General features: G+C 72.2%; 10 protein-coding genes. All 10 read left to right on the top strand.

All coding sequences use genetic code 11. From position 1 onward, the window contains the following. Window positions 1-39: 39 nt before the first annotated feature. The 10 genes from gdhA to gatB all read left to right on the top strand — a co-directional run bounded on the left by gdhA (window position 40) and on the right by gatB (window position 12,475). Window positions 40-1,422, top strand: coding sequence for an NADP-specific glutamate dehydrogenase (gene gdhA, locus ACH4FX_RS37825; protein WP_398486025.1), 1,383 nt, complete (start codon window positions 40-42; stop codon window positions 1,420-1,422). A gap of 151 nt (window positions 1,423-1,573) precedes the next feature. Continuing rightward, the gene (locus ACH4FX_RS37820) at window positions 1,574-2,116 is read left to right on the top strand and encodes a TIGR00730 family Rossman fold protein (RefSeq protein ID WP_398486024.1); all 543 of its coding nucleotides are present in this window, start codon (window positions 1,574-1,576) and stop codon (window positions 2,114-2,116) included. 208 nt (window positions 2,117-2,324) lie between these two features. Further along, window positions 2,325-3,014, top strand: a complete 690-nt coding sequence (locus tag ACH4FX_RS37815) for an SDR family oxidoreductase (RefSeq protein WP_398486023.1) — start codon at window positions 2,325-2,327, stop codon at window positions 3,012-3,014. A gap of 136 nt (window positions 3,015-3,150) precedes the next feature. Continuing rightward, window positions 3,151-4,107 (top strand): methionine synthase, encoded by a 957-nt coding sequence (locus ACH4FX_RS37810; RefSeq protein WP_398486043.1) that lies wholly within the window; start codon window positions 3,151-3,153, stop codon window positions 4,105-4,107. Between the two features lie 31 nt (window positions 4,108-4,138). Then, window positions 4,139-6,355, top strand: coding sequence for an NAD-dependent DNA ligase LigA (gene ligA, locus ACH4FX_RS37805; protein WP_398486022.1), 2,217 nt, complete (start codon window positions 4,139-4,141; stop codon window positions 6,353-6,355). A gap of 156 nt (window positions 6,356-6,511) precedes the next feature. After that, window positions 6,512-8,629, top strand: coding sequence for a putative bifunctional diguanylate cyclase/phosphodiesterase (locus tag ACH4FX_RS37800; RefSeq protein WP_398486021.1), 2,118 nt, complete (start codon window positions 6,512-6,514; stop codon window positions 8,627-8,629). A gap of 278 nt (window positions 8,630-8,907) precedes the next feature. Next, window positions 8,908-9,204: an Asp-tRNA(Asn)/Glu-tRNA(Gln) amidotransferase subunit GatC gene (gene gatC, locus ACH4FX_RS37795; RefSeq protein ID WP_003984986.1), complete on the top strand. Its 297-nt coding sequence runs from the start codon at window positions 8,908-8,910 to the stop codon at window positions 9,202-9,204. Window positions 9,205-9,209: 5 nt separating this feature from the next. Continuing rightward, entirely contained in the window at window positions 9,210-10,703 is a 1,494-nt protein-coding gene (gene gatA / locus ACH4FX_RS37790; RefSeq protein ID WP_398486020.1) for an Asp-tRNA(Asn)/Glu-tRNA(Gln) amidotransferase subunit GatA, read from the top strand. Beyond that, on the top strand, window positions 10,700-10,942 hold the full coding sequence (locus ACH4FX_RS37785; protein ID WP_398486019.1) for a hypothetical protein: 243 nt from the start codon (window positions 10,700-10,702) through the stop codon (window positions 10,940-10,942). Before gatA ends, ACH4FX_RS37785 begins: the two co-directional genes overlap by 4 nt. A gap of 24 nt (window positions 10,943-10,966) precedes the next feature. After that, window positions 10,967-12,475, top strand: a complete 1,509-nt coding sequence (gene gatB / locus ACH4FX_RS37780) for an Asp-tRNA(Asn)/Glu-tRNA(Gln) amidotransferase subunit GatB (RefSeq protein WP_398486018.1) — start codon at window positions 10,967-10,969, stop codon at window positions 12,473-12,475.

Below are 12,475 nucleotides of genomic sequence, written 5' to 3'. Positions count from 1 at the left end.
GCCCGCGGCCCTTCGTCGGCCAGGAAGGGAAGTGACGCCATGTCGGCAGTGCACGCCGGAGCCGGTACGGCCGGACGGAACTCAGCGGTCCCACTGGAGCTGCTGCACCGGGAACTGGTCCGCCGCAACCCCGGGGAACCCGAGTTCCACCAGGCCGCCCTCGAAGTGCTGCAGACGCTCGCCCCCGCGCTGGCGGCCCGTCCCGAGTACGCCGAGGCCAAGATCGTGGAGCGGATCTGCGAGCCGGAGCGCCAGATCGTCTTCCGCGTGCCGTGGCAGGACGACGCGGGAACCGTGCAGATCAACCGCGGTTTCCGGGTGGAGTTCAACAGCGCGCTCGGTCCCTACAAGGGCGGGCTGCGCTTCCACCCGTCCGTCAACCTCGGCATCGTCAAGTTCCTCGGCTTCGAACAGATCTTCAAGAACGCCCTCACCGGACTGAACATCGGCGGCGGCAAGGGCGGCAGCGACTTCGACCCGCGCGGCCGCTCCGACTCCGAGGTGATGCGCTTCTGCCAGTCCTTCATGACCGAGCTGCACCGGCACCTCGGCGAGCACACCGACGTCCCGGCGGGCGACATCGGCGTGGGCGGCCGGGAGATCGGCTACCTCTTCGGGCAGTACCGGCGGATCACCAACCGCTGGGAGGCCGGGGTGCTGACCGGCAAGGGCCTCGGCTGGGGCGGCTCCACGGCCCGCACGGAGGCCACCGGTTACGGCAACGTGCTCTTCACCGCCGAGATGCTGCGGCGGCGCGACGAGGACCTGGATGGTCAGCAGGTCGTGGTCTCCGGCTCCGGCAACGTCGCCGTTCACACGATCGAGAAGGCCCAGGCACTCGGCGCGAACGTGCTGACCTGCTCGGACTCCGGTGGCTACGTGATCGACGAGAAGGGCGTCGACCTCGCCCTGCTCAAGCAGGTCAAGGAGGTCGAACGGGGCCGCGTCGAGGAGTACGCCGAGCGGCGCGGCGCGTCGGCCACGTACGTACCCGGCGGGCGGGTGTGGGACGTGCCGTGCGATGTCGCGCTGCCGTCCGCCACCCAGAACGAGCTGGACGCCGACGCCGCGCGGGTCCTGGTGCGCAACGGCGTCAAGGCGGTCTCCGAAGGCGCCAACATGCCCACCACACCCGAGGCGGTGGCCCTCTTCCAGGAGGCCGGGGTGGCCTTCGGGCCGGGCAAGGCCGCCAACGCGGGCGGCGTGGCCACCAGCGCGCTGGAGATGCGGCAGAACTCGGCGCGCGAGTCCTGGACCTTCGAGCGCACCGAGGGCGAACTGGCGGCGATCATGCGCGGCATCCACGACACCTGCGCCGCGACGGCGGAGCGCTTCGGGATGCCCGGGGACTATGTGACGGGTGCGAACATCGCGGGGTTCGAGCGGGTGGCGGACGCGATGGTGGCGCAGGGGCTGATCTGAGGGGAGCGCCGGCGGGGGCGGGTACGCCTGCGGTGCGAGGGCTGCGCAGGCGAGGCCGGAGGAGCCGGCGGGACGGTACGCGGCCTTGCCCGGCTCGGGGAGCGGCCGGAGACCGGGCCCGCTGCCGGTGGCGGCTCGTAGAGTGACCGGTATGAACATCTGTGTCTTCTGCTCCGCCGCCGACCTCGACGCCCGCTACACGGCCCCCGCCCGGGAGTTCGCCGAACTGATCGGCAAGGGCGGCCACGCGATGGTGTGGGGCGGCTCGGACAGCGGCCTGATGAAGGTCATGGCGGACGGCGTGGAGGCGGCGGGCGGCCGGCTCGTCGGCGTCTCCGTGGACTTCCTCGCGCACAAGGTGCGGGCCGGGGTGGACGACATGGTGATCACCAAGGACCTCGCCGAGCGCAAGGCCCAGCTGCTGGAGCGCGCCGACGCGATCGTCATCATGGTCGGCGGCACCGGCACGCTGGACGAGGCCACCGAGATCCTGGAGCTGAAGAAGCACGGCCTGCACACCAAGCCCGTGGTCCTGCTGAACACCGCGGGCTTCTACGACGGCCTCAAGGAGCAGTTCCGGCGCATGGAGGACGAGGGCTTCCTCCCAGTGCCGCTCACGGAACTGGTGTTCTTCGCGGAGGACGCGACCGGCGCGCTGGCGTACCTGGAGGAGCAGGCGGGCATCCAGGGCTGACGCCCGGGCCGCTCCGGGCTCGTGCGGCGGGGCGGGACCGTACCGTCCCGGGCCGGTGCGGCGGGGCCGGACCGGCCCGCGGCGGGCCGATGCGGTGGGGCGCATCGGGGGCACTCCCGGCCGGTGCTGGACCGCATCGTTCCGCTCCGCGCGGACGCCCCCGCCCCGCTCCCTCGTGCCCCTGGTGTCCCTCGTTAGGATCGGGCCCATGGGTACGCACTTGATCACGGGCGCAGGGTCGGGCATCGGAGCGGCGGTCGCGCGGCGGCTCCTGGACCGCGGCGAGGAGCTGTGGCTGCTGGCGCGCGACGCCGGCCGCGCCAAGGAACTGGCCGCGCAGTTCCCCGGCGCCCGTACGGTGGTCGGCGACCTCGCCGCCCCCGAGAAGCTGGACTGGGCCTTCGGCAAGCAGTCGCTGCCGGACCGGCTCGACTCCCTGCTGCACATCGCGGGCGTCGTCGAACTGGGCGCGATCGGCGACCTCGGCCCCAAGGCGTGGCAGCGCACGCTCGCCGCGAACCTCCTGTCGCCCGCCGAGCTGACCCGCCAGTTCCTCCCGCAGCTGCGGGTCGCCAAGGGCCATGTGATCTTCGTCAACTCCGGCGCCGGCCTGAACGCGAACGCCCGGTGGGGCGCGTACGCCGCCAGCAAGCACGGCCTGAAGGCGCTGGCCGACTCGCTGCGGGCCGAGGAGCACGGCAACGGCGTCCGGGTGACCTCCATCTACCCGGGCCGCACCGCCACCCCCATGCAGGAGAGCGTCTTCCGCCAGGAGGGCCGCGAGTACGACGCCTCCCAGTGGATCGACCCGGAGTCGGTCGCGACCACCCTCCTCACCGCCCTCGACCTGCCGCGCGACGCGGAGATCAACGACGTGACGGTGCGTCCGGGGCGGTAACGGCCCCCGGCCCGGGCGGACCCGGGCCCCCGCGGCCGAAGGGCGCACCGCATACCCTCGGGGCGTGACCGAGAACAACACCCCCGCCCGCCTCGCCGGCCACGCCGGCACCGGCACGGCCACCGGCATCGGGTCGATGCCGGGCGGCGACGCCCGCGAGGCCGCCAGGACCGTGACCGGCTCGCTGGAGAGCTTCCCGTACCTGCCCGAGCTGCCCGCCCGGGGGCCCGGCGCCGACATGATCGGCCGGACCGCCGGCCTCCTCGTCGAGGTGTACGCGCACGTGGAGCCGAGCGGGTGGCGGATCGGCGACCGGCCCGGCCGGGACACCCGGCGCGCCCGGTCCTGGATGGGCGAGGACCTGGACGCGCTGGAGGAGTTCACCCAGGGCTACGAGGGCGACCTGAAGGTCTCGGCGGTCGGGCCCTGGACCCTGGCCGCCGCCCTGGAGCTGCGCAACGGCGAGGCCGCCCTCGGCGACCCGGGCGCCTGCCGGGACCTGACGGCCTCGCTGGCCGAGGGCGTGCGCGCGCACCTCGCCGACGTCCGGCGCCGGGTGCCCGGCGCGCGCCCGGTGCTCCAGCTGGACGAGCCGTCGCTGACCGCCGTCCTGCGGGGCAGCGTGAAGACGGCGAGCGGCTACCGCACGCACCGCGCGGTGGACCGCGCCGTCGTGGAGGGCGCCCTGCGCGACCTGGTCGCCGCGGCCGGCGACGCGCCGGTGATCGTCCACTCCTGCGCCCCGGACGTTCCGTTCGCCCTGCTGCGCCGCACCGGCGTGACCGGCATCTCGTTCGATTTCGGACTGCTCACCGAGCGTGACGAGGAGGCGATCGGCGAGGCGGTCGAGGGCGGCACGGTGCTTCTGGCGGGCGTGGTGCCGGGCGTGGACGGCCCATTGTCAGACCCTGCCGGTAGCGTCATGGGTGTCAGGACGCTGTGGCGCAGGCTGGGGCTGTCGCCGGGGACTCTCGCCGAGTCCGTGGTGGTCACCCCGTCGTGCGGACTGGCGGGCGCTTCGCCCGCATATGCCCGTACGGCCCTCGCCCACTGCGTCCGGGCCGCGAGATCGCTCGCAGACAACCCTGAGTGACGGCACTCAAGGACCACGGGAGGACGTAACGGTGGCCGGCGAACAGCACACGGCGGGGCACGCGGTGCCCGCGAAGGCGCGGGAAGAGCACGCCCATCTGGCCGAGCAGATCGAGGAGCACCGCTTCCGCTATTACGTCAGGGACGCCCCGGTCATCAGCGACGCGGAGTTCGACAAGCTGCTGCGGTCGCTGGAGGCGCTGGAGGAGAAGCACCCCGAGCTGCGCACGCCGGACTCGCCGACGCAGAAGGTCGCCGGGCAGTACGAGACCGAGTTCACCGAGGTCGCCCACCGCGAGCGGATGCTCTCGCTGGACAACGCCTTCGACGACGAGGAGCTGGCGGCCTGGGCGGAGCGGCTGGCGACCGAGCTGGGCGGCGACCCGAAGAGCTCCGGCTACCACTTCCTGTGCGAGCTGAAGGTCGACGGCCTCGCGGTCAACCTGACGTACGAGCACGGCCGGCTGACCCGCGCCGCCACCCGCGGCGACGGCCGTACGGGCGAGGACATCACGCCCAACGTCCGCACCATCACCGAGATCCCCGAGCGCCTCAAGGGCGACCGCGTCCCGGAGCTGGTGGAGGTCCGCGGCGAGGTCTACTTCCCGATGGAGAAGTTCCTGGAGCTGAACGAGCGGCTCGTCGCCGACGGCAAGCCCCCGTTCGCCAACCCGCGCAACGCCGCCGCGGGTTCGCTGCGCCAGAAGGACCCCAAGGTCACGGCCACCCGCCCGCTCCACATGGTCGTGCACGGCATCGGCGCCCGCGAGGGCTTCGACATCGACTGCCAGTCCCACGCGTACGGCCTGCTGCGCGAGTGGGGTCTGCCCACCTCGGACCACAACGAGGTCGTCGACTCCCTGGCGGCCGTGCGCGAGTTCATCGAGCGCTACGGCGACCCGGAGACCCGCCGCACCGCCGTCGCCCACGAGATCGACGGCGTGGTGGTCAAGCTCGACGAGATCGCCCTGCAGGGCCGCCTCGGCGCCACCTCCCGCGCCCCGCGCTGGGCGATCGCCTGGAAGTACCCGCCGGAGGAGGTCAACACCAAGCTGGTGGACATCCGCGTCGGCGTCGGCCGCACCGGCCGCGTCACGCCGTACGCCGTGGTCGAGCCGGTCACGGTCGCCGGCTCCGAGGTCGAGTTCGCCACGCTGCACAACCAGGACGTGGTCAAGGCCAAGGGCGTCTACATCGGCGACACGGTCGTGCTGCGCAAGGCGGGCGACGTGATCCCGGAGATCCTGGGCCCGGTGGTGGACCTGCGCGACGGCAGCGAACGGGAGTTCGTGATGCCCGCCGAGTGCCCCGAGTGCGGGACGAAGCTCCAGCCCGCCAAGGAGGGCGACGTCGATCTGCGCTGCCCCAACGCCCGCTCCTGCCCCGCCCAGATCCGCGAGCGGCTCTTCTACCTGGCCGGCCGCAAGTCCCTGGACATCGAGAACTTCGGCTACGTGGCCGCCACGGCCCTCAGCCAGCCGCTGGAGCCCGCCGAGCCGCCGCTGAAGGACGAGGGCGACCTCTTCGACCTGTCCATCGAGCAGCTGCTGCCTATCAAGTCCTACGTCCTGGACCCGGACAGCGGCCTGCCCAAGCGCGACCCGAAGACGGGCGAGGAGAAGGTCGTCACCTTCTTCGCCAACCAGAAGGGCGAGCCGAAGAAGAACGCCCTGGCGATGCTGGAGAACATCCAGGCGGCCAAGGAGCGTCCGCTGGCCCGCGTTCTGACCGGTCTGTCGATCCGTCATGTCGGCCCGGTGGCGGCCCAGGCGCTGGCCCGCGAGTTCCGTTCGCTGGACCGGATCAGGGACGCGAGCGAGGAGGAGCTGGCCGCCGTCGAGGGCGTCGGCGCGACCATCGCGGCCTCGCTCAAGCAGTGGTTCGCGGAGGACTGGCACCGCGAGATCGTGGAGAAGTGGCGGGCCGCCGGGGTCCGGATGGAAGAGCAATCTGCCGAAGATGAAGGCCCGCGTCCGCTGGAAGGCGTCACCGTCGTTGTAACGGGCACACTTCAGTCACACACCAGAGATGGCGCGAAAGAAGCCCTGCAGCGTCTCGGAGCGAAGGTGACCGGTTCCGTTTCGAAGAAGACCGGTTTCGTGGTGGTGGGAGACAATCCTGGTTCGAAGTACGACAAGGCCATGCAGTTGAAGGTGCCTGTGCTGGACGATGACGGCTTCGCGGTGCTGCTGGAGCAGGGTCCCGATGAAGCACGAGCGGTAGCTGTCACTCCGCCTGAAGGCGAGTGAGGAGTCACCTCATCGGCGCATAGCAGATGGTTCCGGATGGCCGGGTCGCATTCGGGCAACCGCTGCCGATCGCTGCCCGCGGCGGCCTTCTGCGGCCTACTGTTGAGGTGTGCGCCTGCCGTGGCGCGGGCACAGCCGGCTGTGAGAGGTATCGGAATGAAACCGACCGACAGCGCCGCTCCGGCGTCGCGGCTTGGCCGGCTCGTCGTGCCCGCGCTGCCCGCGGCCGTCGTGCTGGTGGCGGGCGGCGCGCTCGCGGCGGGAGTGATCCGGACGCTCGGCGCCGGCCGGGCGCTCTTCCCGGAAGGCGCCGTCGGCTGGGCCCTGGCGATCCTCACCGGCGTGATCGTGGGCCATCTGGTCGCGCTCGGCCGCGACCGCTGGTGGGGCGGCACCGGCTCGGGCGCGGCCCTGGCCCTCGCCGTCCTGCTGCTGTACGGCTGGGTGCCCGCCGTCCTGGTGAGCGTGGCCGTCGTGCTGCTGGTCGGCGCGGCCCGCCGGCACCGCTGGCGACAGGCCCTGCTGCACGGCGCGGTGGACGTCCTCGGGATCGGTGCCGCGGCCCTGGGCCTGGCCGCCTTCCACGTCGTCCCGACCATCGAGCACCCTTGGCAGCCCGCGGCCTGGGACCTGTCCGTGCTGCCCGACATCCTGGTCGCGGCCCTCGCGTACCTGTTCGTCACCCGCTCCCTGCTGTGGTTCACGATGGCGCCGCGCAGTGGCGGCCTGCCCTCCATCGCCCGGACGGCGCTGGCCCGGCAGGCGCTGGTCGGCGTGGCGCTGCTGGGCATCTCGCCGCTGATCGTGGTGGCCGCCGTGCACGCGCCGTTCCTGCTGCCGATGTTCGCCGTCCCGCTGATCGCGCTGGACTCCACCCTGTGGATCGCCCGGGCCCGCGCCGAGGAGCAGCTGCGCGACCCGCTGACCGGGCTGCCCAACCGGCAGTGGCTGCTGGAGCGCACCTGGACCGCGCTGGACGACGCCGAGCGCATCGGCGCCCGTTCCGCCCTGGTCCTGATCGACCTGGACCGTTTCCGCTCGGTGAACGACACCCTCGGCCACCTGGCCGGCGACCGGCTGCTGCTCCAGATAGCCGACCGGCTGCGGCACGCGCTGCCGCGCGGCGCGGAGGCCGCCCGCCTCGGCGGCGACGAGTTCGCGGTCCTGCTGCCCACCGCCGACTCCCTCACCAGCGCCCAGCGGGTGGCCCGCAACCTGGTCGCGGCGCTCGGCTCGCCGCTGGACCTGGACGGCCTCACCCTCGTGCTCGAAGCCAGCGCGGGGGTCGCCGTCTTCCCCGACCACGCGCTGGACGCGGAGGGCCTGCTGCGCCGGGCCGACGTCGCCATGTACCAGGCCAAGCGCGACCGCAGCGGCGTCGAGGTCTACGAGGCCAAGCGGGACGGCAACACCCCCGACCGGCTGGGCCTGTTGGGTGATCTGCGCCGCGCGCTGGACGCCGGCGACGTGGAGCTGCACTACCAGCCCAAGGTCGGTTTCGACGGCCACGTGGCCGGGCTGGAGGCACTGGTCCGGTGGGTCCATCCGGAGCGCGGCAGGGTCCCGCCGGACGAGTTCATCGCGATCGCCGAGTCGTCCGGGCTGATGCCGCGTCTGACCGAGTACGTCCTGGAGACCGCGCTCGCCCAGGTGGCCCGGTGGCGCGCGTCCGGCCTGGAGGTACCGGTCGCGGTCAACGTGTCGCCGCGCGACGTGCACACCCCCGGCTTCGCCGGCGCGGTGGCCGCCCGGCTGGCCCGCCACCAAGTGCCGCCCGGTTCGCTCCAGTTGGAGATAACCGAGCATGTGCTGCTGGAGGACCCGCAGCGGGCCGCCGACACCCTGGCCGGGCTGACCGGGCACGGCGTCAAGATGTCCCTCGACGACTTCGGCACCGGCTATTCGTCCCTCGTCCACCTGCGCCGCCTCCCGGTCAGCGAGCTGAAGATCGACCGCTCCTTCGTCGCCCGGCTGGCGGTGGACAACGAGGACGCCGAGATCGTCCGCTGCACCCTCGACCTGGCCCACTCGCTGGGCCTGCTGGTGGTCGCCGAGGGCGTCGAGGACGACGAGACCTGGGAGCGGCTGCGCGACCTGGGCTGCGACGCCGTACAGGGCTGGCTGGTCGCCGCCGCGATGCCGCCGGACGAGACCACCGCCTGGCTGCGGGCCCGCGGCGAGCGCGGCTGGCAGCGCGAGGCGGAGCGGACCGCCGCGGAGCCCCGGCACGAGCGCGCCGCGGCGGTCGAGGAAGCCGACCAGCGCGTCACCTGACCGGCCCGGCCCCGGCCCCCCGGCCAGGAAGCCCGGCCCCGGCCCTGCCACACCGCCCGCCGGGCCCCGGCGGGCTCCGGCGCCCCTCTGCCCCGGCACGGTCCGTAGCCCCCGCCCGCGCCCGCCGGGCACCCCCGGCTCCGCGCCCGTCCCTCCCCGGGAATCCGCTCCCCGGCGAGCCCCGCCGGGAATGCGTTTCGACCCTCTATTGCGTACGCCATAGGATTGGCCCGGACATCTGGAAGAACAGCCAAGACACTCACCCTGAGGATCGCTGCATGCCTGGCATCACGCGCGAGGAGGTCGCCCACCTCGCCCGGCTGGCGCGCTTGGAGCTGAAGGACGAAGAGCTCGATCACTTCGCCGGACAGCTCGACGACATCATTGGCGCGGTCGCCCGCGTCTCCGAGGTCGCCGACCAAGACGTACCGCCGACCTCCCACCCGCTGCCCCTGACCAACGTCATGCGCCCGGACGTGGTCCGGCCGTCGCTGACGCCCGAGCAGGCGCTGTCCGGCGCCCCGGCCCAGGAGCAGCAGCGTTTCAAGGTGCCGCAGATCCTGGGGGAGGAGTGACCGACATGGCAGATCTGATCAAGCTCACCGCCGCCGAGATCGCGGCGAAGATCGCCGCCGGCGAGGTCACGGCCGTCGAGGTCACCGAGGCGCACCTGGCCCGTATCGACGCCGTCGACGAGAAGGTGCACGCCTTCCTGCACGTGGACCGCGAGGGCGCGCTCGCCCAGGCCCGGGCCGTGGACGCCAAGCGGGAGCGCGGCGAGAAGCTCGGCCCGCTGGCCGGCGTGCCGCTCGCGCTGAAGGACATCTTCACCACCGAGGGCATCCCCACCACCGTCGGTTCCAAGATCCTCGAAGGCTGGCTCCCGCCGTACGACGCGACGCTGACCAAGCGGCTCAAGGCCGCCGACGTCGTCATCCTCGGCAAGACCAACATGGACGAGTTCGCCATGGGGTCCTCGACGGAGAACAGCGCCTACGGCCCGACCGGCAACCCCTGGGACCTCACCCGCATCCCCGGCGGCTCCGGCGGCGGCTCCTCCGCCGCCCTCGCCTCCTACGAGGCCCCGCTGGCCATCGGCACGGACACCGGCGGCTCCATCCGCCAGCCCGCCGCCGTCACCGGCACCGTCGGCGTCAAGCCCACCTACGGCGCGGTCTCCCGCTACGGCATGGTGGCCTTCTCCTCGTCCCTCGACCAGGGCGGGCCGTGCGCCCGTACGGTCCTGGACGCGGCCCTGCTGCACGAGGTCATCGCCGGCCACGACGAGCTGGACTCGACCTCCATCGACGCGCCGGTCCCGCCGGTCGTCGAGGCGGCCCGCAACGGCGACGTCAAGGGCATGCGGATCGGCGTCGTCAAGGAGTTCTCCGGCGAGGGCTACCAGGCCGGCGTCATGCAGCGCTTCGAGGAGTCGGTGGAGCTGCTGCGCGAGCTGGGCGCGGAGATCGTGGAGATCTCCTGCCCGTCCTTCGACATGGCCCTGGCCGCGTACTACCTCATCGCGCCCTCCGAGTGCTCCTCCAACCTGGCCCGCTTCGACGCCATGCGCTATGGCCTGCGGGTCGGCGACGACGGCACCCGGTCGGCCGAGGACGTCACCGCGCTGACCCGCGAGGCCGGCTTCGGGCCCGAGGTCAAGCGCCGTGTGATGCTCGGCACGTACGCCCTCAGCTCCGGCTACTACGACGCGTACTACGGCTCCGCCCAGAAGGTGCGCACCCTGATCACCCGGGACTTCGAGAAGGCGTTCGAGCAGGTCGACGTGCTGATCTCGCCGACCACGCCCACCACCGCCTTCCCGATCGGCGAGCGCGCCGACGACCCGATGGCGATGTACCTCGCCGACCTGTGCACGATCCCGACGAACCTGGCAGGCAACGCGGCGATGTCGCTGCCCTGCGGCCTGGCTCCCGAGGACGGGCTGCCGGTGGGGCTGCAGATCATCGCTCCTGCCATGGCCGACGACCGGCTCTACAAGGTCGGTGCCGCGGTCGAGGCCGCGTTCACCGCCCGTTGGGGGCACCCGCTGCTTGAGGAGGCACCGTCCCTGTGAGTGGAAAGCTCGCGAAGGCCAAGGGCTTCAAGAAGTCCAAGGCCGGTACGTATCTGTCCATCGGCACCACGCTGTTCGGTGCGGTGAGCGTCGTCAAGCAGGCGAAGCAGGCGAAGGGCGAGCAGGACAAGCTCCAGCTCGTCGACGCCGTCGTCTCCGCCGCCGCCATCGTCACCGGAGTCGCGCTGCTGGTCCGCGACCTTCGCCGTCTTCGCGACGACGATGTGCTCGCGGGCTGAGCGGGACTGAGAGGTTAGTTTTCCGTGACCGTCACTGAACTGGTGTCGTACGAGGACGCGCTGGCCACCTACGACCCCGTGATGGGTCTTGAGGTGCACGTCGAACTCGGCACCAAGACCAAGATGTTCTGCGGGTGCTCGACCACCCTGGGCGCCGAGCCCAACGCGCAGACCTGCCCCACCTGCCTCGGCATGCCCGGCTCGCTGCCGGTCGTCAACGCGGTCGGCGTCGAGTCCGCGATCAAGATCGGCCTGGCGCTGAACTGCTCCATCGCCGAATGGTGCCGTTTCGCCCGGAAGAACTACTTCTATCCGGACATGCCGAAGAACTTCCAGACGTCGCAGTACGACGAGCCCATCGCCTTCGACGGGTACCTGGACGTCCAGCTGGAGGACGGCGAGATCTTCCGCGTGGAGATCGAGCGCGCCCACATGGAGGAGGACACCGGCAAGTCGACGCACGTCGGCGGCGCCACCGGCCGTATCCACGGCGCGTCCCACTCCCTGCTCGACTACAACCGGGCCGGCATCCCGCTCATCGAGATCGTCACCAAGCCCATCCAGGGCGCGGGCGAGCGGGCCCCCGAGGTCGCCAAGGCGTACGTCGCCGAGCTGCGCGAGCTGATCAAGGCGCTGGGCGTCTCCGAGGCCCGCATGGAGATGGGCCAGATGCGCTGCGACGTCAACCTGTCGCTGCGCCCGAAGGGCACCGAGAAGTTCGGCACCCGCTCGGAGACGAAGAACGTCAACTCGCTGCGGTCGGTCGAGCGGGCCTGCCGCTTCGAGATCCAGCGGCACGCGGCCGTGCTGTCCGCGGGCGGCACGATCGTCCAGGAGACCCGCCACTTCCACGAGGACGACGGCTCCACCACCCCCGGCCGGGTCAAGGAGGAGGCGGAGGACTACCGCTACTTCCCCGAGCCCGACCTGGTCCCGGTGGCCCCGTCCCGCGAGTGGGTCGAGGAGCTGCGCAAGGGCCTGCCCGAGCTGCCGCGCGTACGCCGTAACCGGCTGCGCGAGGAGTGGGGCGTCTCCGAGCACGACATGCAGTCGATCCTGAACGCGGGCGCCGTGGACCTGATCGTCGCCACCATCGAGGCCGGCGCGGACTCCGCCGCCGCCCGCAAGTGGTGGATGGGCGAGCTGGCCCGCCGCGCCAACGAGGACGGCGTCGAACTGGCCGCCCTGCCCATCACCCCGCAGCAGGTCGCGCGGGTGGCGGAGCTGGTCGCCGAGGGCTCCCTCAACGACAAGCTGGCCCGCCAGACGATCGAGGGCGTCCTCGCGGGCGAGGGCGACCCGGACACCGTCGTGGAGAAGCGCGGCCTGAAGGTCGTCTCGGACGAGGGCGCGCTGGGCAAGGCCGTCGACGAGGCGATCGAGTCCAACGCCGCCATCGCCGACAAGATCCGCGGTGGCAAGGTCGCCGCGGCCGGTGCCCTGGTCGGCGCGGTCATGAAGGCCACCCGCGGCCAGGCCGACGCGGCCCGGGTCCGCGAGCTGATCCTGGAGAAGCTGGGCGTCGAGGGCTGA

The organism is Streptomyces sp. NPDC018019 (genome assembly GCF_044327805.1).
In the GTDB taxonomy this organism is placed as follows: Bacteria; Actinomycetota; Actinomycetes; order Streptomycetales; family Streptomycetaceae; genus Streptomyces.
The sequence above is the reverse complement of the archived record's forward strand: the minus strand, read 5'-3'. Positions and strand labels throughout refer to the sequence as shown.